This window comes from Pontibacter sp. JAM-7 (assembly GCF_048548695.2).
Classification (GTDB): Bacteria; Pseudomonadota; Gammaproteobacteria; order Pseudomonadales; family Balneatricaceae; genus Neptuniibacter.
Window position 1 is genome coordinate 178855 of record NZ_JBLYIF020000006.1, and the last position, 20200, is coordinate 199054.

The window sequence follows — 20200 nt, forward strand, 5'->3', positions numbered from 1 at the left end:
AAGCGGGAATAGCTCAGTGGTAGAGCACAACCTTGCCAAGGTTGGGGTCGCGAGTTCGAACCTCGTTTCCCGCTCCAGTTACATACCTAATGTGTCCCATTCGTCTAGTGGCCTAGGACACCGCCCTTTCACGGCGGTAACAGGGGTTCGAACCCCCTATGGGACGCCATCAATGCTCTCTTCGTGCTATTGCTTTTAGACTGTAGTTCAGTTGTACTCGGTATTGCTTGGGTCTACTCTTTAGACTCGCGTAGTTATAGTGGCAGGCATGAAAAAATTCCTGATTTTATTGATAATTTTTTTATTCCTTCGGCCCGGCTTAGGTGTCGCTGGCATCATTGTTAATCCTGATGTTGCTGTCGAATCGCCGGTTAGCCGATACATGCTACTGTCGATTTTCTCCATGCGCTTACGTACCTGGCCGGACGGTCAGGAAATTCGGGTCTTTATCTTGCCCGAACAATTCCCCAGTAATGACCAGATTATTAAAAGTCAGCTGGGCATCTTCCCTTATCAGTTACAAAATATCTGGGACAGGCTGGTTTTTTCCGGTGCCGGTCAAGCGCCTGTTGTCGTGGCTTCGCCACAGGATATGCTGGAAAAAATCAGTTCTGTACCTGGCGCTATAGGCTATACCACAGCAACCATTACAGGAGAGCAAAATGTCAAAGTTCTGCAAGTGGACTAGGGTGCTGTGTGCCTGTGGTTTGCTGCCGATGCTTGCCAATGCTGCTCATGATCATGAAATTGTGGGTGACACAGTATTTAACCTGCATGGCTTCATAACACAGGGCTATTTCGTCTCCGATGATAATAATGTCAGCGGTGATAGCGAAAGTGGTAGTTTGGATTTCCGTGAAATTGCCCTGAATAGTAGCTGGAGCCCTGCGCAAAACTGGTTGTTATCTGCTCAGTTAATGTCCAGGCGTATGGGCGAAGTGGACGATGGTAATCTCAGAGTCGACTTTGCCCAGGTGGATTATCGTTTTTTTGATCATACTTCCGGCTTTTTGGGTGCGCGGTTGGGGCGGGTGAAAATTCCCTACGGAATCTATAATGATACCCGGGACGTAGCGTTTACCCGGCCTTCCATTATGCTGCCACAGTCCATCTATCAGGAAGGGACGCGTAATCTATTGCTATCCGCCGATGGATTGATGCTATATGGCAGTCACGGTTTTAGTCAGGGGATAATCGACAGCGAACTGTTGGCCGGTTATCTGGTGGTAGATACCGAACTGGAGCAGGCGCTGATCGGATTTGACGCCCCTGGCAAACTGGATGATAGTCCGGCCGCTTTTTGGCGGGTCATGTATAAAAGTTATGATCAGACAGTACAGTACGGGCTTACACTGGCCCATGCCAAGGTGCGCTATGATTCGGTGGGAGCGGGTGACCTGTTTCCTGCGGATGGCGAGATTGCCGTTGATCAGGCGGTGTTGTCCTATCAATATAACTGGCAGCGCTGGGCGTTTACGAGTGAATACCTGTTTCGGGAATCTGAGGTCAGGGGATTTGGTGGAATTTTCGATAGCCAGAAGCCAAATATGGGGGATGCTGTGTACGGGCAACTGGAGTACCGGGTGTCACCCAAAGTCAGCCTGTTTGTTCGCCGGGAACTGGGCTACGCCAATAAACACGACCGTAATGGTAAACAAGCGGCTGCTGAATCAGGTATGCCGGCTCACCGGGGCTACCTTCGCGACTGGACTTTAGGTGCCGGGTGGCAACCGGCGATGCATTGGCTACTGCGTGCGGAGCTGCACCACCTGAAAGGTACTATGGGTTTGTCACCGCTAGATAACCCCGATAGTTCAGAGCTAGAGCAAAACTGGAATCTGTTTATCCTGCAAGCAACCTACCGGTTCTGATTGCGATGATTTTTGGGCGTTTTTCAAAACAGCATTTTCTCAGCCTGAAATGGAAGGTGGTGGTATACCTTGCATTGGTGCTGCTGGTTACCCAGTTGATCTATGCTGTTTATGCTTATCGCCAGTTGACTCACAATTTGGATGTTAACCAGCAACGCTCCATTCAGCGCGATCAGGCGACGTTACAGGGGCTGGTAGATAATTCTTTTGAACGCTTACTCGAGGCTGGGGGAGTTGTCCCTTTGCTTGCCGCGGTTAGCAACACTAATCCAAGCCAATTTGACTTTATTGCAGCTATTCGGGATTACTTACCGGATATGATGATCTCCGGCGTATTGGATGGTGCTTTTCTGTATAACTCCAAAGGCGAATTGCTGGAACGTCAGGGCTATATCTCAGCGTTACCAATAGCCTTGGTGCAAGATGTATTGACCACTGAAACTCCCAAGCGCCATTTTCACTGTGCCAGAACTTGTGTGCGCTCGGTAGCGATGCCCGTTTTGTTTAATGGTGTCAGTACCGGGGTGTTGGTCGTGAGCCGTGAACTCAGGGATATCGTGCTGGAGTTCAAAACCCAGTACGGGCGTGATATCGGTTTGGCGGTCAGACCGGGCGGCGGGGATAGGCAATTTGATCTGCAATACTTGACGCAACGGGAAGAAAACTTAAGTGTCATTAATCGTTTGCTTAGCACGGAAAATATTGGCAGCGATGGTGGTATTTTCCCGCTGGAGTTTGAAACGCATTTCTATCAGGTTGTGCTGCAGCCCGTATCAGCTGAAACTGCTGAGGCATTCTGGGTGCTGGTCTATGACCGCACCGAGTTACATCAACGGGCGGCCAAGGAATTAATTCGGCAACTGACCATTGCTGCTATAGGCCTGTTGTTTGCGGGGTTGGTCCAGTTATTGGTGTTGCGGGGGCCCTTGCGTGCGTTAAGTGAAATTGCCTGTTTACTGCCGTTACTGGCCAGCAGTAGTTATCGTGAGGTGCGTCATGGGCTTAAGCGTCACCGACAGGGTAATATTTTCCAGGATGAGTTGGATATGTTGCAGGACTCCACCGGGGAGTTAACCAACCAACTTGAACACCTCGAAGCCTCTTTGATCCAGCGGGCACAGAACCTGCAGCAACGATCACAACAGCTGCAAACTGAACGTGATTTCGTTACCAGCCTGATGGATACTGCCGAAACCATCATTATGACCATGAGCAGTGACGGGCGGGTGGTGACCATGAACCGTTATGGTCGGGATCTGTTTCGTCTTAAGGATGAGCCGATCAGCCTGAACTTTCTTAAACTGCCTCATCAGGCCGGTGGTCTGGAAAAACACCTCCAGGCATTTAAGCAGGTATTTTCCGGTCAGAAAAACAAGCTTCAGCTGGAGACCGCTTTACTGGATGATGCTGGGCACCTGATTCATATATCCTGGTTGCACTCCCGCCTGCAGCTAGTTGATTCCGACGCGGTAATCTTATCCATTGGTATGGATATTACCGAACGTACACAGGCCGAGCAGCAACTTTCGTGGCTGGCCAACCATGACCCACTCACTAAACTTCCGAACCAGATGATGTTTAACAGCAGTCTTGAGCAGATATTAGGCATGCAAGGGGCTGCGGGTGAAGATCAGTCGCGGGTAGGTATCCTGTTCTGCGATTTTGATGGTTTTAAAGATGTGAATGACTCATTGGGTCACCCTGTGGGTGATGAACTGCTGCAGCTGGCTTCGAAGCGAATTGCGAATGTTGTTGGTGGCAGAGGTATGCTGGCGCGGCAGGGCGGGGATGAGTTTTCGGTTATTCTCAGTGGTTGTGATGGTTTCGAGAGTGTCGCCGAGGTAGCGCAACTCATACTGGAAGCATTTCGTTCGCCATTTTCGATCTCGGGTTATGAGATTTTCTCGAGTTTGAGTATCGGTATTGCAGTCTACCCGGACCATGGGGCTGATCGAATTACGCTGGTTAAGCATGCCGATGTGGCGATGTTTGAGGCCAAAGATCGGGGTAAAAACCAGTATTGCTTCTTTGAGGGTGATAGAGGCAGTGACCGTTATGAACGTTTCTCCCTGACCAATGACTTGCGCAAGGCGCTTGAGCGGGATGAGTTTCGGTTGCATTACCAGCCGCAGATTGATGCCCGTAATGGGCAAGTGATAGGGGTGGAAGCGCTATTGCGTTGGCAGCATCCGAACCATGGTTTTATTCCTCCAGATAAGTTTATTCCGCTGGCAGAAGAGACCGGTTTGATTATCGAGATTGGCCGTTGGGTGTTATATGAGGCATGCCGTAATACCCAGCAATGGAATCAGCAAGGCATGCGGTTCCGGATCGGCGTTAATGTGGCGGGGCAGCAAATTTTGCATGCGTCTTTGCTGGATACCCTGCAGCAAGTGCTGGCGGAAACGGAATTGCCCCCTGAGCTGTTGGACTTGGAGGTCACCGAGAGTTTCCTGTTAAAACAGCCTGAGGTGACCTTACCCAAGCTGCGTCAGGTCCGTGAGATGGGGATCTTTTTATCCATGGATGATTTTGGTACCGGTTATTCATCCCTGAGTTATCTGAAAAAATTGCCGCTCAATACGCTTAAAATCGACAAGAGTTTTATCAATGATATTGGTGATCGCGGTGAGGGTGAAACCATTATTAAGGCGATTATCAGTCTGGCGCAGGGTCTGGGACTTGAATGTATAGCTGAGGGGGTCGAAACCCCAAGGCAACTTACTTACCTGTTGAATCATGGTTGCCATCAGATTCAGGGCTATTTTTACAGCAAACCATTGCCCGCAGAAGAGCTGCCGGCTTATGTGCGCCAGCAGATGCGTCAGAGCCTGCAGTTGAAAAAATAATCAGTGCAGGCCGAGGATTCTGGCGCGTACGACTTCGTAGTTAAATTCAGTATTACCCGAGGCTTCGGCTTCATAGCGCAGTTCATCCAGTTGCTGATAGAGACTGATCTCTTCATCCGGCATAAAGTGCAGGCAACTGCCGCCAAAAAACCAGAACAGGTCACGCGGCACCAGCGGCATCAGGTCGGGGTAGGTGATGGCGATTCGTTCCAGAAGTTGCTGACCCAGACTCAGGTCAACCTGATCGGAGAAATGCGCAATAAGCTGCTGCCATTGTGCCATGAGTTCTGCCGATGTGTGGTCATTGGGGTCATCGAAAGGCGTATGACGGGACAGGTTGTTATAGGCCAACTTCAATAGATTTAGATGAAAGGCATGATAGGCATCGTGCATAGCAACTTTCCTGCAAAGTGTCCGGTGAATCAGGGGGACAAGTGTACCCACTGCCAGACAAGCTGTCGCCCCGTAACACTCTGTTGCAGTGGCAACGCTTGAAATCAGGCACCTAAAGCCCCACCTTACAGGCCTAAACTCTGTTTACCGGATGTATCTGATGACAGCAGCATTGCTAATTGAAGACCTGCATAAGGTCTATGACAATAAATTTGAGGCGCTAAAAGGCATCTCACTTGAAGTAAAACAGGGTGACTTCTTTGCGTTGCTTGGCCCCAATGGTGCGGGCAAGTCCACCACCCTTGGCATCGTTTCCTCGTTGGTCAATAAAACCCGCGGTACAGTCAGCGTTTTTGGTCATGACATTGATCAGTCGCTGACCCGCGCCAAACTCTGTCTTGGCGTGGTTCCCCAAGAATTTAATTTCAATGCATTTGAGCGGGTACTGGATATTGTTGTAACCCAGGCCGGTTTTTACGGTATCCCGAAAAAGCAGGCGACGGAGCGCGCTGAGCACTACCTGCGTAAGCTGGGGCTGTGGGAAAAACGTTTTGAAGTCGCCCGCATGTTGTCCGGAGGTATGAAGCGCCGATTGATGATTGTCCGTGCCCTGGTGCATGAGCCACAGTTACTGATCCTTGATGAGCCGACTGCCGGAGTCGATATCGAACTGCGCCGTTCCATGTGGGAATTCCTTAAGGAGATTAATGCCGCAGGCACCACCATCATTCTCACCACTCACTATCTGGAAGAGGCGGAAAGCCTGTGTCGCAATATTGCCATAATCGATCACGGTAAAATTATTCAGAACAGTTCCATGAAGTCTCTATTGTATAAACTGAATACAGAGACCTTTGTCCTCGATCTTGAACAGGATGTTGATGTGTTGCCTGTGGTTACGGATTACACCGTACGCTTGTTAGATGAGCATACCCTGGAAGTGGATGTTGCAAAATCCCAGGGCATCAACCCACTGTTCGAACAATTATCGGCACAGGGTATTGCGGTAAGCAGTATGCGTAACAAAGCCAATCGACTGGAGGAGTTGTTTGTTTCTCTGGTTGAAAAGAACCTGCCACGGGAAGAGGTAACGACGGCATGATTTCAACTGCACCCCCGGAACTTACGGCAGCAGGACACAGAAAACTGCTTTGGACCGCGTTCACCACCATTGTGGCTAAAGAGATACGTCGTTTTACCCGCATTTGGGCGCAAACGATGTTGCCACCGGCGATTACCATGACCCTGTATTTCATTATTTTTGGTAATCTGATTGGTAGCCGTATTGGTGAGATGGGTGGTTTTGGCTACATGGAATACATCGTGCCCGGTCTGATCATGATGTCGGTGATCACTAACTCCTATGGCAATGTGGTGTCATCTTTCTTTGGCAGCAAGTTTCAGCACAATATTGAAGAGCTGCTGGTAGCGCCGGTGCCTAACTGGGTGATCCTGAGTGGCTATGTCATTGGCGGTGTATCGCGTGGTCTGGCGGTGGGCTGTATCGTTACTCTACTGTCGCTGTTCTTTACTGACCTACAGATTCACCATCTGGGGGTGACTGTTGGTGTGGTGATTATGACGGCGGTTTTGTTTTCACTGGGCGGCTTTATCAATGCGGTGTATGCCAATACCTTTGATGATATCGCGATTATCCCAACCTTTATTTTGACACCGTTGACCTATCTGGGCGGGGTGTTTTATTCGATTAACCTGCTGCCCGAGTTCTGGCAGGGGGTGTCGCAGCTGAATCCGATTTTGTACATGGTTAACAGTTTCCGCTACGGCATCCTCGGGGTAAGTGATATCCATGTGGGATTTGCTTTTAGCATTATTTTACTATTTATTGGGTGCCTGTTTTTCTATTCATTGCATTTGCTGAACACCGGCAAAGGGATTCGTAACTGATGAACCAGCCTGACCCGCTGCACACTTCACCATTGGGACAGCAGACGGACTACGTCAACCAGTATGCTCCGGAATTGCTGCACCCGATCGCTCGCCACCTCAACTGGACGGCAAAAGGTATAGAGCGCAGTGCTCTGCCGTTTAAAGGGGTGGATATCTGGAACGCTTATGAGTTGTCATGGCTGAACCTTCGGGGCAAACCGGAAGTTCGTCTGGCTGAGATCAAGGTGGCCGCGAATTCAGTTAATATCATTGAATCCAAATCCCTGAAGCTGTATCTCAACTCGTATAACTTGACCCGGTTCGAATCACAGTGGCAGGTGGAAAAGCAGTTGACTGAAGACCTGTCTGCGGCGGCAGAAGGGGAGGTTAAGGTGCGCCTGTATCATCCTGATCAGGCACCGGCATTTGGCCAGTTCACCGGTTTTTGCATCGATAATCAGGATGTTGAAATTGAGCACTACCAGCCCGCTCCCGAGCTATTGAGTATCGGTGATGATGAAGTTGAAGAGGTACTGTATAGCCATCTACTGAAGTCCAATTGCCCAGTCACAGGGCAACCCGACTGGGCTACGATTGGTATCAGTTATAAAGGGCGCGATATTGAGCGTGAAGGTCTGCTCAAGTACCTGATCTCTTACCGTGAACACGGTGACTTTCATGAGCAGTGTGTTGAGAATATCTTTATGGATATCTGGCAGCAGTGTCAGCCGGAGAGCCTGAGTGTCTATGCTCGCTACGTGCGTCGTGGTGGGTTGGATATTAACCCTTTCCGCAGTTCAGAGATGGACGATATTGATAACCTGCGCCTGAGTCGCCAGTAATCCGGAGGCTAATATGGATGCACTAAGCCTGTTACATGAACGGGTTTCTATGCCTCTGCTGGAAGCACCGGGTCCTACCTCAGAGCAGCTGGAGCAGATCTTTACTGCCGCAGTCAGAGCGCCGGATCATGGTGCTTTAAAACCCTGGCGGTTTCTGCTGATAGAGGGTGAGGATCGCGCGGCGCTGGGAGAATTATTTACTCAGGCGGCCCTCAGCGATAATCCGGACCTACCTGCAGAAAGGCGGCAAAAGACTGCGGGTAAACCCCTGCGCGCGCCCTGTATTGTTGTCGTAATTGCTAAGGCAGTTGAGCATGCCAAAGTGCCGGTGCTGGAACAGCAAATTTCGGCCGGATGCTGTGCGCAAAATATGATTCTTGCAGCTCATGCTTTGGGGCTGGGTGCGATGTGGCGTACCGGTAGTATGGCCTATCACCCTACAGTGCACCAAGGCCTGGGCCTTGTGCCGGAAGAGTCGATTATTGGTTATGTTTACTTCGGGACCCCGGTGCGGCAGCGTCGGGTGCCCAAGCTAGAAACCAGTAAGTTTGTTGCCCGCTGGCCGGAATCTGACAATGACTGATCGTGTCACAGGGGACGCCTTTCTCAAACGCTTGAATCGAGAGATCCCTCTGACCTGTCACATGGGGCTTAGTGCACCGCTGTGGGATGGCCATAACCTGGAGATGCCTGCCGCGCTGTTACCTAATGTGAATGATAAGGGCACCGGCTTTGGTGGCGCTCAGGTAGCACTGGCTACGTTGTGTGGCTGGAGTCTGACGACATTGTGGCTGGAGGAGCAGGGCATTAAAGCTGCCGTGGTGGTGAAAGATAGTCAGGTAGAATATCTAAAACCGGTCACGGGCGATTTTACTGTGGTTTCCCACCTGCCGGAGGCGGACGAGCTGGCTTCGGTGCTGGCACAGTTTGAGCAGCGCGGCCGAACCCGGCTGAGATTGCAGGTTGAAGTACGTCAGGGTGAAAAAGTGGCGTCGCGTCTGCAAGGTCAGTATGTGGCATTTCTGCCTTGAAACAGTGAGATAAAAGGCAGTGCAGGGCTGCACTGCCTGTTAGCATTTACTGAGCGTTCTTGCGGAATGCTTTCTCTATTGTGACATCCTGTTCCGGCACATCACGGTGGCTGCCTTTCATCATCGTGGGCAGATTATTAATCTTGATAACCACATCCATACCATTTACCACCCGGCCGAATACGGTATAACCCATGCGACCTGGGCGCAGGTTAAGCATCGGATTATCTGCGGCATTGATGAAAAATTGTGCTGTAGCACTGTCGGGGTTGCTGGTACGGGCCATGGCAATGGTGCCCTGCAAGTTTGCTAAACCGTTATTGGACTCATTGCGCACGGGTGCTCGGGTAACCTTGCGGTCAAGGTCCGCGGTAAAGCCACCGCCCTGAATCATAAAACCACGAATAACGCGGTGAAAGATGGTGTTGTTGTAAAAACCATCGTCGACATAGGTCAGGAAATTTGCCACTGTTTCAGGTGCTTGCTCCGGGAACAGCTCAAGTTCGATAGTCCCCTGGCTGGTTTGCAGGATGACCTGAGGATTGACCTGTTCTGCCTCTGCATGACTGAAAGCCGCAGTTAGCATCAGGCACAGAGAAAGAAGGATATGTCGCATAGTCGTTAGTCCTTGACGTTATTGTTGTTAATAAGACAGGTTTGCACTTACCCGTAACTGAGTGCCGGGCCAGAGCAAAAGTTCCGAAGGCATTCTAAAGTATTCTGATAAGCAGTGCGAAAAACGTGTTGCACTGAATTTGAGGTGTCTGGATGTTCTCGATTATTGGCATAGACCATGTGGTAATACTGTGCCGGGATATTAAGCGCAGCATGGAATTTTATAACCGTATACTGGGCTGTCGCCTGGAACGCACAGTGGCATCTGTCCCGCTTTATCAGTTGCGTGCGGGCAATACCTTGATTGATCTGCAGCCGGTTGAACAGCAACCAGCGGGGCAGAATATGGAACACTTTTGTTTACGTATTCGGCCGTTTGATGCGGATAAGTTGCTGCCTTACTTCCAAGCAGAGGGAGTCCGACTGTTAAGCGCAGTTGAACGGCGTTATGGTGCTACCGGCTTTGGTGATTCGCTCTACATTGAAGATCCCGATGGTAACTGTGTTGAGTTAAAGGCTGAGTTTGATGACACCTGAGACTAAGGGTTTTTGGTTAATTTTTCTGGGTCCAGCAATTGGCAGAGGGTTTCCCGGTCCAGCTCAGTTTCCTCTTCCGCCACATCGACAATAGGCCGCTGCTCCGTATAGGCCTTCTTGGCAATCGCGGCTGCTTTCAGGTAGCCGATCTCAGGATTAAGCGCGGTCACTAAAATAGGATTTCGGCTTAAAGCCTGCGCCATTTGAGTCTGATTGATCCGGAAGCTGCTGATCGCTTTATCTGCCAGTAGCTGACAAGCATTGGCCAGCAATGACAGGCTGTCCAATAAACTGTGGGCGATCAATGGCAGCATCACATTCAGCTCAAAGTTACCCGATTGTCCGGCAACCGTAATGCTGGTGTCATTGCCCATCACCCGTGCGGCCACCATGGTGACGGCTTCAGGGATGACTGGATTAACCTTGCCGGGCATGATGGACGAGCCGGGTTGCAGTGCTTCCAGTTCAATCTCTGCCAATCCGGCCAGAGGGCCAGAGTTCATCCAGCGCAGGTCGTTAGCGATTTTCATTAAACTCACCGCCAGGGTTTTCAGCTGTCCTGACAAGGCAACGGCGATATCCTGAGAGCTCATATGAGCAAAAAAACTCGCTGCAGGGGTAAAGGTCAGTCCGGTGGCTGCACTGAGTACTTGGCAGAATGTTGTGGCAAAGCCCTCTGCAGCATTAACACCGGTGCCCACAGCGGTCCCGCCCTGAGCCAGGCTGTGGAGCAGGGGTTGCAGTGCAATCAGTTGCGAACGGTTCTGGTCAATCTGGGTTGCCCAACCCTCTAGGGACTGGCTCAGTTGCACTGGCATCGCATCCATTAGATGGGTGCGTCCGGTTTTGATGACCCCACTGACCTGATCGGCTTTATCCCGAATTGTCTGACTGAGGTGGGAGAGGGCAGGCAGAAGTGCCTGATCGAGCAACAGGGCAGCACTGACATGGATTGCTGTTGGAATCACGTCATTGCTGCTTTGGCCGTAATTGACGTGATCATTGGCGGAGACCGGTTGCCCCAGCTGACGGCTGGCCAGCGTGGCTAATACCTCGTTTGCATTCATATTACTGCTGGTGCCGGAACCGGTTTGGTAGATATCCACCGGGAAGTGCTGCATCAGCTGGGGACTGTCACGTAATTGATCTGCGGCTTCGGCAATCGCTTCCCCAAGTTGTGGCGGCAGTTTATCCAGTGTGATGTGGGCGCGGGCTGCGGCCGCTTTTATATGTAACAATGCCTGAATAAACGCCTTTGGCATGGCTTGACCGCTCACCGGGAAATTGTCGACGGCGCGCTGTGTTTGGGCTCCATATAGGGCGTCGGCAGGAACTTCCAGGGTACCCATGCTGTCCTGCTCTGTGCGTGTTTTTTTCATGCTGTTCACCTCACTCATAAGCATAGTGTCTGACAGCAGAACTGGTATTTGTTCACTGGTACAATTCTGAGATCATTAACCTGAGTGATAGTCGGCAGGACCGCTTTTGTCGACATAAGGAAGCTATATATGGCCATGCAGTGGCACCGCCTGTTAACTACCCGTCGATACGGGCATGCAGAATTGCCAGCCGAAGAGGCAGGCCGCAGTCACTTTCACAAGGATCAGGATCGGATTATCTTTTCCAGTGCTTTTCGGCGGCTGGGCCGCAAGACGCAAGTCCATCCGATGTCGCTGAATGATCATATTCATACTCGACTCACCCACTCTATCGAAGTGGGAAGCCTAGGCCGTAGTCTGGGGATTCGTGTCGGTGAGGCGATTCAGGAGCAACTGCCTGATTGGGCCAGTGCATATGACATCGGTATGATTGTGCAGTCAGCTTGTCTGGCGCATGACATCGGTAACCCGCCATTTGGTCATGCTGGTGAATACGCCATCAGGGATTGGTTCAAACGCCACCAGGACAGTGTGCAGCTCAGTCGTCTGACGTCGGCTGAACGATTGGATCTGATGACCTTTGAAGGTAACGCTCAGGGTTTCAGAGTTGTGACCCGGATAGAGAATCACCTGTTTGATGGTGGTTTGAGATTGACCTACCCAACGTTGGGTGCCTTGTTGAAATACCCCTGGAGTTCGGCAGATGCCGGTGGGCGGGGCAAATTCAGCGCCTATCTGACTGAGGTGGAGATTCTTGATCACCTGGGCACAGAGCTGGGACTGGTGGCCAAGGGTAAACACCGTTGGTGCCGTCATCCACTGGCGTATCTGATGGAAGCGGCAGATGATATTTGTTATGCCATTGTTGATCTGGAGGATGCGGTGGAGTTGAGTATTCTGCATTTTGAAGAGATTAGACCAATCCTTATGCAGCTCTGTGGCGTGGATAGTTTTGATGATGAAATCCTAACATCCCAGGCATCCGCCCGGCGCAAGATCTCTGCCCTGCGAGGTCGGGCAATGGAGCATATGGTCAACTCCAGTGTGAGTGCTTATCTTGCTAATCAGGAAGCCATTATGTGTGGTGAATACCAGGGTGAACTGCTGCTGGATGGTGATCCTGATGTGGCGTCGGGTATCCGACAGGCCAAGCAATTGGCTCGGGATCAGGTGTTCCCGGATACCCGTAAGACTGAATTGGAAGTGGGTGCCTACACTATCTTAGGTATTCTGCTGGAAGCGTTTTGTCATGCCGTTTATGAAAATCATACGCGTGAGGGGCAGGAGCTAAGCTACCGCAGTGAGAGAATTATCAGTCTGATGGGCATTCATGCCCCAACGCCTGATCTGCCCTTGTACCCTTCATACATGCGCGCATTGGACTTTATAAGTGGCATGACGGACAACTACGCGACCTATCTGGCGCGGCAGATAGGTGGGCTTAACTGAGTTTAGGGGGGGCGGCGATGTGGTTGGCAGGTCGCTTTGCCGAGTTGATGCCGCTTATATAGCCCATGCTATGATCGGATTAACATGGTTAGTTAACAACAGGAATACATTTTGGCGTCATTGTCAGATCAGTTAACAGGTTTGGTGTACTCAACAGAAAAAGGCAACCTTTGCCCGGGCTGTGGTGAGGCAGTGGCGGAATGCCGCTGTGCGGATCAGGCCGATCAGGCGCGCTTGGCGGGTCTGGACGGTGTTGTACGGATTCGTCGGGAAACCTCGGGCCGCAAAGGTAAGGGTGTGACCACCATCAGTGGTGTTGCTTTGCCTGAAGCAGAACTTAAGCAGTTGGCAGCTAAACTGAAGAAAAGCTGCGGTACTGGCGGTGCCTTAAAAGAGAGCGTGATAGAGATTCAGGGCGATCATCGTGAAAAGTTGCGGAGCCTGCTCGAAAAAGAGGGCTTCACTGTCAAGCTGGCGGGTGGTTGAGTGGCGAATAAGAAAACCTGCCTGCGCTGCTGGATGGGGCGCCTGGTGATGGTATTAATGTTGCTGGTTATGCTGTTCATGTGGCAGGGGCTAGCTGGCTACTTTAACTGATCAATATCACGTGACGATCATAGCGGCAGGATACGCATCATGGAGAAGGGATGAAACGATTTTCAATATTGGTGTTTATTGTGGTTGTACTGGCAGCGTATGCTGCGGGAGTGTCCTATACCGGCCAGCAAGCAGAGCAGGCGTTGGAGGAAGAACTGAGTCGCCTGCAAAGCCGCGCACCCTTCCCAGTTGCACTTAACCTGATAGGTCAACGGGGCTTTTTTGCCTCGAACTATCGGCTGGAAGTGATACTGGATAATCCACCTGCTGAGGTCAGGCAGTTACTGGGAGGGGATATTATTCCCTTCGATCTGGCAGTCAGTAATGGTTTTTTAACAGCGGATTACTTACTGCGTTTTTCTCCTGGTGTGATCCAGGATCACCTACTGCAGTGGCAGAATACTGCAAGTAACGCACTACCAGAGTTTCGTCTGGCACTATCGCTTGATCCGTTTAACCAAACCCTGAGCCACCAATCCAGTCTGAACAGCCCGGCATTGACGATACCGCTTAATCAGGGAACATTCGTGTTTGGCGAATTACAGGCAGATGCTGAGTTCAGTGCAGGCGAGCTGAATATGGCCGCTAACTTTGAAGGTTTGGAATTAACCGTGCCGGCTGGCAGGTTTGCAGTTGGCGTGATGACGTTGGAGCAGCATGCCGTATTGGTGCCGGGCACAGACCTGCACAGTGGTCAGTACGCAACCGCCCATGCTCAGCTGTTGCTGGGGCCGGTGATGATGGATGCCATGCGCAGCCAATTCAGGTTTCAGAGTCTGACCATGGAGATGCAGCAGCAGGCGGATGCCCCGCGCCTCTATCTTGATAGCCGCAGCCGCATAGACGGTTTTGAGATGCAGGACAAAACCAGCGATAAGCATTTTGAATTTAACCACATGTTGCTGGATAGTCGACTTGATGTTGATTTGGCAGCAGCGATGGCGTTAACCGCTACTTTGGCGCAAATGACACCGCAACAAGCCAGTGATCCGCTGACCATTTTGCCGGTATTGGATAGCCTGACAAGGCAAGGTGTGACGCTGCAGTTCAATCAGGTTGAGCTTGAATCTGAGCATGGCAGATTGAATGCTACGGGTGATGTGGTAGTAGGCAATCTGGCGTTGGATCAGTTAATGGCGGATCCGAACCTGTTGCAAAAACGCCTGTTGATAGATCTGGAATTGGCTATGGATATTGCCATGGTGACTAATTTAGATGACCCGCAGGTGACCGGCCGGTTGGAGCACCTTAAGGCCGAGGGTTATCTGGTGGAGCAGGCCGGAAAATTGACCAGTCGGATACAACTGGAGCAGGGTGAGTTGCGCATCAACGAGATTCTGGTAGGGAAATTATGATGCGAAGCGCGATGCTGATCTGTCTGCTACTCAGTATGCCTGCGCTGGTTGAGGCGCGTATTTATCAATATGTTGATGATACTGGACGTAAGGTATTCGTGGATCAGCTATCTAAAGTACCTGCACGTTACCGCAATCAATTGGAAACCCGAGAAGAAGAGCATGACCGTCTTGCGCCTGGAGAGCTGCAGGCACTGGATCAGCAGCGTCAGTTGAAAGACTGGCAACAGCAGCTCAGCTATAACCGCGAGCAGATCAAAGCCGCGATGCAGGATTGGATCACGCCTATTGGTATGCACCACAGCCGTATCACCGTGCCAGTGAAAGTCGTGTATGGCTCACGTAGCCAATACCTGACGCTCGTGATGGATACCGGGGCTACATCTACCGTCTTGCATAAGGGTGCCATAAGTAGCCTGGGTGCTCAGTATTTGCCCTCGGGTTATGCCAGAGTGGCTGATGGTCGTCGGGTGAAGACAGAAGCCATTAATCTGGACCGGATTGAGGTTGGGCCCTATAAAATCAAAAATGTGCGTGCCGGGATCATAGATTTTCAGGGCGGATCACAAGATACCAATGGCTTACTGGGGATGGATTTTCTTTACCATGCGCGTTACGAAATTGATCGGGATAACCAGCAAATCATCTGGGAGCCGGAAAAATATCAGAGTTTGCAGGATGAGCTTAAACGCCTGGATGAAATAGAAGCAGAGATGCTGGCACGCCAGCAGGGTGATGGGGACAAACCTCAGAAATAACGCTCCAGGGTCAACTGCAGGTGGTCATCCTGGCGCAATTGATACACGGGATCTCGCGGGTCATCTGCGCTGAACAGGCGTCCATCCAGACTGATTTTCCAATAACCGCCCAATCGGCGGCTTGCCTCAAACACCAAAGAGTGGCTTTGGTTATCCAGGTCATGACCCACGCCAAACAGGATCTCACTGCTGGCGCTGTCATTCAGCGCCAGCCGGGCACCCAGCAGCAGATCCCGCTGAAAGGTAGTCGTGCTGCTTTCGCCACGCTGATCCCAGCCATATTCTAGCAGCAGGCCGAGATCGGCGAATGAATCGGCCATGCCATACAGGGTGTATTCAACGCCGCCCTGCATCGCCCAGAAATGTTCGGGCTTACTATCCCGGTAAAGTAGTTCTAGCTTCCACAACCAGCTGTCCAGCGTGGCTTGCAGGTCGAGGCCAAACTGATCCATTTGCGGATAATAGGGTACTAATACCGGTGAACCATGCTTGTGTGCGACATTGAGCAGTGGATCACGCTGGGTACCATGAAACCAATATAAGCCGATATCGAACAGGTCAATACTATTGCTCCAGCGCAGGGCTGTATCCAAATGTTTTTCACCTGCAGCGGACTCATACTGAGCTTGATCGGTGTCTACAGGCAACTGACTGCGTAAGCGTCCCTCATCACCGGCAAAGGTACGTTCTCTGAAGCCGGGTAGAAGAAATAGATCGACGATACCCCAGCTTCGTACCAGGGACAGGTTCAGCATGGGCTGACCTAATTTGTCTTCACCGTCCAGGTCTTCTATTGCATCGGTTTGATTGATGACATCCACCAGATGCTGAAACTCGGTGACACCCCAGAATACCCGGCGGATTCCGCTGCGCAGCTCCCAGTCTTCACTCAGATGGATCCAGCTCAGATCACGGATATCAAAGTGGCTACGCTCACTGTCTCGTTGGTCGAAGCGCAGGAAGGGGGTAATCAACAGACTGTCGTCACCCGATTCAGACTGCCAGTAAAACTCGGGTTGGGCGGCGAGCGCAAAAGCAGACTGATAATCCTGTTGATCATACAATCCAGTGTCACCGAAGTACCTTAGCTCAGCAGAGATACTTCCGGACAGCGTTATAGCCTGACTGGTGGGAGCCATAAGTAAGCACAGTAACAGGCCGGTTAGACGAAGATACTGCATAGATCAACGGGCCCGCTTCAGACTGTTGCGGTTGAAATCGGCGGCATCTAATCCGGTTTGAAAACGGTAGTTCTGCCAGGTGAGTTCGGTACTTTTACCGGTTTGATGATTGACCATCAGCATGCGATCCGGACGCCAGTAGTGATTCAGGTATTGCTGATAATCTGAGTGGGTCAGGGTTTTTAATAAGCTGTTTTTGCGGTCATAGAACTCTATTTTCCAGGGCCGGTATTCGTCCACATCCAGCCAGACAATCTGGCGGGTATAACCTGAATGTGGATCATTGGGATAATATTCTGCGACATGACATGTCATCGGCTGGTCGGGGCAAACCTCATCACGCAGGTAGCGGTAATGGTACTTGGCGACTTCGAATGATGCCAGGTCTTCATAGGCAAATTCCGACCCCATAAACGGTCCCGATTTGTTGCGCGAAGAGATACGTTTAACCCGTTTTAATGCCGGTAGGTACAACCACTGCTCGTCGGCTTCCACTGCATGAGAAAAGCTTAAGAATGCAGTGCCTTTCACATCTGCCGGATGATCAAAAATGGTCAGGCTTTTATCGCCATCATCGGCAATTTCCAGGGTTTTTATGCGCAATTCACGACGGCTTTCCTGGCCTTCACTGTTGCTCAGAATCATCGCCATATCGGCCTGACTATCCTGCCAGCCTTGGTCACGCTGTTTTGCTTCTTTAGCAATACGCAGGCCCTTTTCTTCAGCAGTTTCGGCCAGTACATGGTTGCTGGCGGTCAGCAGGGCCAGAAAAATCAGCGGGGTGAATCTAGGATTGTTGAATAACATCATGGTCTCCTGAAATCGGTGGTTCTTGCTTTTGAGGGGCTTTTGCCGGACTGCGATCAAGCAACATCAAAAGCGGTGGCAGGAAGAAAAAATCTACGGCGAGGGCCAGCAGAATGGTGATTGCGGTCAGCAATCCCATATCGGCATTCACCTTGAAGGTCGATTGTGCCAATACCAGAAAACCCGCTACGAGAACTGCCGTGGTAATCCACAGTGCCCGGCCGACACTGTTAAAGGCATATGCGACGGCGGCTTGGCTGTCCATGCCATGTTCCCGCCGGGCCCGCAGGTATTTACTGAGGAAGTGGACCGTATCATCCACCACAATACCCATGGTCATGCCAGCAACAACGGATAGCGCCAGCCCGACCTGACCATCCAACAGGTACCAGACGCCGAAACCCATTGCGGCCGGGGCGATATTTGGCAGCAGACTGATCAGGCCAAAACGCAGGGAACGCAGGGCGATACCCAGTAATACTGAAATCAGCACCAGGGCAAATATCACTCCCAGTAACATGCTTTGCACGTTACGCTGGCCGATATGGGCAAACATGATACTGGGGCTGGCAATTTTCAGGTTGTAGTCGGTAGCCTGAGCAGTGAACCAGTCTTGAACCCGTTGCTCCAGATCAATAAGCCCCTGACTTGTCAGGTTATCGGTGGTGACGATAAGACGGGTGGAGGATTTATCGACATTTAACTGGTTGTTCAGGTCCAGCCCGTAGGGCAGAGACATTTCATATAACAGCAGGTACTGGGCGCTGAGCTGGCGGTCAGCAGGCAGGCGATAATATTCCGGATCATCACCATGCATGTTTTTATTCAGGCGCTTCAGGGTATCGCTGAGGCTGTTCACATGATCAACTTCTGGTTGTTGTCTTAACCAGGCGGTCAGGTCGCCCAGCAGCCTGATAAATGCGGGCTGGTTTATGCCACTGCTTTCACCACTCTCCACCGACAGTTCCAGGTATGCCATCCCGGAAATATTTTCTTGCATGTAGTCTGTCGATTGGCGGAAAGGCACTGACTCATCGAAGTATTTTACAAAATCATCGTTGATCTCATTCTGCGGCAGAAACAGTATCAGACTGCTCATGATCACCACCATACCCGGTAATAGCAGTTTCCGATGGCGGATCACCCAACTGCCCAGGTGTTGCATGAAGGGTTGGGTCTGTTTGGGCTGCACGCTGACGTGCAGGGGTAACAGTTGTAAGAGGGCGGGAAACAGGGTGATGGACATGACAAAAGCCAGCATTACTCCGGTGGCGACCATGGTACCAAGATCCCGAAACGGCGGTGAATCAGAAAAGTTCAGACTGAGGAAGCCGATGGCGGTCGTAATACTGGTCAGGAATATGGGTTGAAAATTAATGCGCAGGCTGTTGTGGATTGCTTCAGTTTTGCTTTTACCCTGGCGCATATCGTAATACATGCTGCTGAGTATATGTACGCAATCAGCTACTACCAGAGTGAGTACCATAATCGGAGTGGTCGCCGAAGGGCCTGTGAGGTAGTAACCCGCCCAGCCAGCAAGGCCCATGGTCGCGGCAATTGAAAACAGAATGATGATTACGGTGGCAAGGGTGCCACTAAAGGTACGTAACAGAACAATCATACTCAGGATGACCACCGCAAACATCAGGGGCACCAGAGTGGCATTATCATGCAGAGAGGCCTCGGCAAAGCTGTTGTTCATCACCACCATGCCACTCAACTGGATATTGATATCCGGGTACTGCTGCATCAGGTCAGCTTGGATTTCACGGGCTTTGCTGATCACTTCAGGGACTTCCACAACCAGATTCTTGCCGGGCAGTTGAATGGTGACATTGACCACGCTGACATGAGCCTGATCAGAGATCAGTTTGCCGATGAGCAGGGGCTCACTCAGCGCTATCTGGCGGCGTTGTTCCAGTGCTTCGGCCGTCATGTTTGCCGGATCGGCGATGAGGTCTTCAACCACCATGTCGTCGCCTTCTGCCCAGGTATACTGAAAATTGGTCACAGAATCGACTCGAGTAGAGTAGGGCAGCTGCCAGGCTTCTTCCGTCAGCGCATGTAGGGCACTCAGCGTGCGGGGCGTGAATACTTCACCGTCAGCGGGAGAGACAATAAATGCTACGTTATCGCTCTTGCTGTAACGCTTTTGCATCTGCTCAAAAGCAGTCAATTGCGGATTGGCTGCACTGAAAAATACCCGGTAATCACTTTTGAATACCAGCAGATGTGCGCCGGCCGCTGACATCATTACTAGAATAATGCTGATGACAACGACCCACACCGGGTGTTTCAGGACAAAATTGAACAGGCGTTGTCTCATTTTTTGTACCGTTTTGTCTGTTGTTTTATTGGCAACGTTAGTAAGTTGATTTTCATGACGTCCCCTTGAGTTGCAGTTTTAAATCGCCCTGGTTGCCCACAATTTTTGAGGGTTTGCTTGATAGTCGCGCATGATGAGTTCAACTTGTCACGCACTATCGTAATGCATCTGTCTGCAACATACCTACAATTGGCTGCCTGCCGGGTTCCAGCTTTTATTAAACAGCGGGTTTTTAGGTGTTTCATGAGCTATGATCCTGCTCCTATGCTGGGGTGCGTTATCTCGAATGCATTGCTTTAAGCCCTGTAGACTCATGCGAC

Annotated in this window: 19 protein-coding genes and 2 tRNA genes; 15 read left to right on the top strand and 6 right to left on the bottom strand. The window is 51.1% G+C overall.

Annotation, left to right across the window (positions count from 1 at the left end; translation table 11 throughout):
• Positions 1-2 precede the first annotated feature (2 nt).
• The 5 genes from ACFVYJ_RS10045 (at position 3) to ACFVYJ_RS10065 (ending at position 4720) form a co-directional block, all read left to right on the top strand.
• Positions 3-77 (top strand) — tRNA-Gly (locus ACFVYJ_RS10045).
• 16 nt (positions 78-93) lie between these two features.
• A tRNA-Glu gene (locus ACFVYJ_RS10050) sits at positions 94-169 on the top strand.
• A 99-nt stretch (positions 170-268) separates the two neighbouring features.
• Entirely contained in the window at positions 269-688 is a 420-nt protein-coding gene (locus ACFVYJ_RS10055; RefSeq protein WP_419415726.1) for a hypothetical protein, read from the top strand.
• Positions 663-1871, top strand: coding sequence for a hypothetical protein (locus tag ACFVYJ_RS10060; protein ID WP_419415725.1), 1209 nt, complete (start codon positions 663-665; stop codon positions 1869-1871). Before ACFVYJ_RS10055 ends, ACFVYJ_RS10060 begins: the two co-directional genes overlap by 26 nt.
• Before the next feature lie 5 nt (positions 1872-1876).
• On the top strand, positions 1877-4720 hold the full coding sequence (locus tag ACFVYJ_RS10065; RefSeq protein ID WP_419415724.1) for a bifunctional diguanylate cyclase/phosphodiesterase: 2844 nt from the start codon (positions 1877-1879) through the stop codon (positions 4718-4720).
• On the opposite strand, the gene ACFVYJ_RS10070 is transcribed toward ACFVYJ_RS10065, so the two are convergent.
• Entirely contained in the window at positions 4721-5113 is a 393-nt protein-coding gene (locus tag ACFVYJ_RS10070) for a PA2817 family protein (protein WP_419415723.1), read from the bottom strand.
• Positions 5114-5273: 160 nt separating this feature from the next.
• Between ACFVYJ_RS10070 and ACFVYJ_RS10075 the strand changes: the two genes are divergently transcribed.
• From ACFVYJ_RS10075 to ACFVYJ_RS10095, 5 genes are read left to right on the top strand one after another with little or no spacing between them, the layout of a single operon-like run.
• Entirely contained in the window at positions 5274-6215 is a 942-nt protein-coding gene (locus ACFVYJ_RS10075) for an ABC transporter ATP-binding protein (RefSeq protein ID WP_419415722.1), read from the top strand.
• Positions 6212-7021, top strand: a complete 810-nt coding sequence (locus ACFVYJ_RS10080; protein WP_419415721.1) for an ABC transporter permease — start codon at positions 6212-6214, stop codon at positions 7019-7021. Before ACFVYJ_RS10075 ends, ACFVYJ_RS10080 begins: the two co-directional genes overlap by 4 nt.
• Positions 7021-7845 (top strand): NADPH-dependent 7-cyano-7-deazaguanine reductase QueF, encoded by an 825-nt coding sequence (gene queF / locus ACFVYJ_RS10085; RefSeq protein ID WP_419415720.1) that lies wholly within the window; start codon positions 7021-7023, stop codon positions 7843-7845. The genes ACFVYJ_RS10080 and queF overlap by 1 nt, the downstream gene beginning before the upstream one ends.
• Positions 7846-7858: 13 nt before the next feature.
• Positions 7859-8428 carry a nitroreductase family protein gene (locus tag ACFVYJ_RS10090; RefSeq protein ID WP_419415719.1) on the top strand — a complete coding sequence of 190 codons (570 nt, stop codon included), beginning with the start codon at positions 7859-7861 and terminating at the stop codon, positions 8426-8428.
• On the top strand, positions 8421-8876 hold the full coding sequence (locus tag ACFVYJ_RS10095) for a YiiD C-terminal domain-containing protein (RefSeq protein ID WP_419415718.1): 456 nt from the start codon (positions 8421-8423) through the stop codon (positions 8874-8876). Before ACFVYJ_RS10090 ends, ACFVYJ_RS10095 begins: the two co-directional genes overlap by 8 nt.
• Before the next feature lie 46 nt (positions 8877-8922).
• Here ACFVYJ_RS10095 and ACFVYJ_RS10100 read toward each other — a convergent pair whose 3' ends face one another.
• Positions 8923-9492, bottom strand: coding sequence for a peptidylprolyl isomerase (locus ACFVYJ_RS10100; RefSeq protein WP_419415717.1), 570 nt, complete (start codon positions 9490-9492; stop codon positions 8923-8925).
• A gap of 152 nt (positions 9493-9644) precedes the next feature.
• Between ACFVYJ_RS10100 and ACFVYJ_RS10105 the strand changes: the two genes are divergently transcribed.
• Complete coding sequence (locus ACFVYJ_RS10105; RefSeq protein ID WP_419415716.1) at positions 9645-10028, top strand: VOC family protein; 384 nt, start codon at positions 9645-9647, stop codon at positions 10026-10028.
• A gap of 2 nt (positions 10029-10030) precedes the next feature.
• Here the strand turns inward: ACFVYJ_RS10105 and ACFVYJ_RS10110 are convergent, their stop codons facing one another.
• The gene (locus ACFVYJ_RS10110) at positions 10031-11407 is read right to left on the bottom strand and encodes a class II fumarate hydratase (protein WP_419415715.1); all 1377 of its coding nucleotides are present in this window, start codon (positions 11405-11407) and stop codon (positions 10031-10033) included.
• 129 nt (positions 11408-11536) lie between these two features.
• Between ACFVYJ_RS10110 and ACFVYJ_RS10115 the strand changes: the two genes are divergently transcribed.
• The 4 genes from ACFVYJ_RS10115 to ACFVYJ_RS10130 all read left to right on the top strand — a co-directional run bounded on the left by ACFVYJ_RS10115 (position 11537) and on the right by ACFVYJ_RS10130 (position 15566).
• Complete coding sequence (locus tag ACFVYJ_RS10115) at positions 11537-12856, top strand: deoxyguanosinetriphosphate triphosphohydrolase (protein WP_419415714.1); 1320 nt, start codon at positions 11537-11539, stop codon at positions 12854-12856.
• Between the two features lie 111 nt (positions 12857-12967).
• Positions 12968-13342 carry a translation initiation factor Sui1 gene (locus ACFVYJ_RS10120; RefSeq protein ID WP_419415713.1) on the top strand — a complete coding sequence of 125 codons (375 nt, stop codon included), beginning with the start codon at positions 12968-12970 and terminating at the stop codon, positions 13340-13342.
• 161 nt (positions 13343-13503) lie between these two features.
• The gene (locus tag ACFVYJ_RS10125) at positions 13504-14808 is read left to right on the top strand and encodes a DUF945 family protein (RefSeq protein ID WP_419415712.1); all 1305 of its coding nucleotides are present in this window, start codon (positions 13504-13506) and stop codon (positions 14806-14808) included.
• Entirely contained in the window at positions 14805-15566 is a 762-nt protein-coding gene (locus ACFVYJ_RS10130) for an aspartyl protease family protein (protein ID WP_419415711.1), read from the top strand. Before ACFVYJ_RS10125 ends, ACFVYJ_RS10130 begins: the two co-directional genes overlap by 4 nt.
• Here the strand turns inward: ACFVYJ_RS10130 and ACFVYJ_RS10135 are convergent.
• From ACFVYJ_RS10135 to ACFVYJ_RS10145, 3 genes are read right to left on the bottom strand one after another with little or no spacing between them, the layout of a single operon-like run.
• Positions 15557-16747: a hypothetical protein gene (locus ACFVYJ_RS10135; protein ID WP_419415710.1), complete on the bottom strand. Its 1191-nt coding sequence runs from the start codon at positions 16745-16747 to the stop codon at positions 15557-15559. The genes ACFVYJ_RS10130 and ACFVYJ_RS10135 overlap by 10 nt on opposite strands.
• Positions 16748-16750: 3 nt before the next feature.
• On the bottom strand, positions 16751-17554 hold the full coding sequence (locus tag ACFVYJ_RS10140; RefSeq protein ID WP_419415709.1) for an outer membrane lipoprotein-sorting protein: 804 nt from the start codon (positions 17552-17554) through the stop codon (positions 16751-16753).
• Positions 17535-19880, bottom strand: a complete 2346-nt coding sequence (locus tag ACFVYJ_RS10145) for an efflux RND transporter permease subunit (RefSeq protein ID WP_419415708.1) — start codon at positions 19878-19880, stop codon at positions 17535-17537. The genes ACFVYJ_RS10140 and ACFVYJ_RS10145 overlap by 20 nt, the downstream gene beginning before the upstream one ends.
• Between the last annotated feature and the right edge of the window lie 320 nt (positions 19881-20200).

Excerpts from the sequence above, each read along its gene's own strand:
- ACFVYJ_RS10055 (WP_419415726.1), top strand. The coding sequence starts at position 269 with ATGAAAAAATTCCTGATTTTATTGATAATTTTTTTATTCCTTCGGCCC.
- ACFVYJ_RS10060 (WP_419415725.1), top strand. The coding sequence starts at position 663 with ATGTCAAAGTTCTGCAAGTGGACTAGGGTGCTGTGTGCCTGTGGTTTG.
- ACFVYJ_RS10065 (WP_419415724.1), top strand. The coding sequence starts at position 1,877 with ATGATTTTTGGGCGTTTTTCAAAACAGCATTTTCTCAGCCTGAAATGG.
- ACFVYJ_RS10070 (WP_419415723.1), bottom strand. The coding sequence starts at position 5,113 with ATGCACGATGCCTATCATGCCTTTCATCTAAATCTATTGAAGTTGGCC.
- ACFVYJ_RS10075 (WP_419415722.1), top strand. The coding sequence starts at position 5,274 with ATGACAGCAGCATTGCTAATTGAAGACCTGCATAAGGTCTATGACAAT.
- ACFVYJ_RS10080 (WP_419415721.1), top strand. The coding sequence starts at position 6,212 with ATGATTTCAACTGCACCCCCGGAACTTACGGCAGCAGGACACAGAAAA.
- queF (WP_419415720.1), top strand. The coding sequence starts at position 7,021 with ATGAACCAGCCTGACCCGCTGCACACTTCACCATTGGGACAGCAGACG.
- ACFVYJ_RS10090 (WP_419415719.1), top strand. The coding sequence starts at position 7,859 with ATGGATGCACTAAGCCTGTTACATGAACGGGTTTCTATGCCTCTGCTG.
- ACFVYJ_RS10095 (WP_419415718.1), top strand. The coding sequence starts at position 8,421 with ATGACTGATCGTGTCACAGGGGACGCCTTTCTCAAACGCTTGAATCGA.
- ACFVYJ_RS10100 (WP_419415717.1), bottom strand. The coding sequence starts at position 9,492 with ATGCGACATATCCTTCTTTCTCTGTGCCTGATGCTAACTGCGGCTTTC.
- ACFVYJ_RS10105 (WP_419415716.1), top strand. The coding sequence starts at position 9,645 with ATGTTCTCGATTATTGGCATAGACCATGTGGTAATACTGTGCCGGGAT.
- ACFVYJ_RS10110 (WP_419415715.1), bottom strand. The coding sequence starts at position 11,407 with ATGAAAAAAACACGCACAGAGCAGGACAGCATGGGTACCCTGGAAGTT.
- ACFVYJ_RS10115 (WP_419415714.1), top strand. The coding sequence starts at position 11,537 with ATGGCCATGCAGTGGCACCGCCTGTTAACTACCCGTCGATACGGGCAT.
- ACFVYJ_RS10125 (WP_419415712.1), top strand. The coding sequence starts at position 13,504 with ATGAAACGATTTTCAATATTGGTGTTTATTGTGGTTGTACTGGCAGCG.
- ACFVYJ_RS10130 (WP_419415711.1), top strand. The coding sequence starts at position 14,805 with ATGATGCGAAGCGCGATGCTGATCTGTCTGCTACTCAGTATGCCTGCG.
- ACFVYJ_RS10135 (WP_419415710.1), bottom strand. The coding sequence starts at position 16,747 with ATGCAGTATCTTCGTCTAACCGGCCTGTTACTGTGCTTACTTATGGCT.
- ACFVYJ_RS10140 (WP_419415709.1), bottom strand. The coding sequence starts at position 17,554 with ATGTTATTCAACAATCCTAGATTCACCCCGCTGATTTTTCTGGCCCTG.
- ACFVYJ_RS10145 (WP_419415708.1), bottom strand. The coding sequence starts at position 19,880 with ATGAGACAACGCCTGTTCAATTTTGTCCTGAAACACCCGGTGTGGGTC.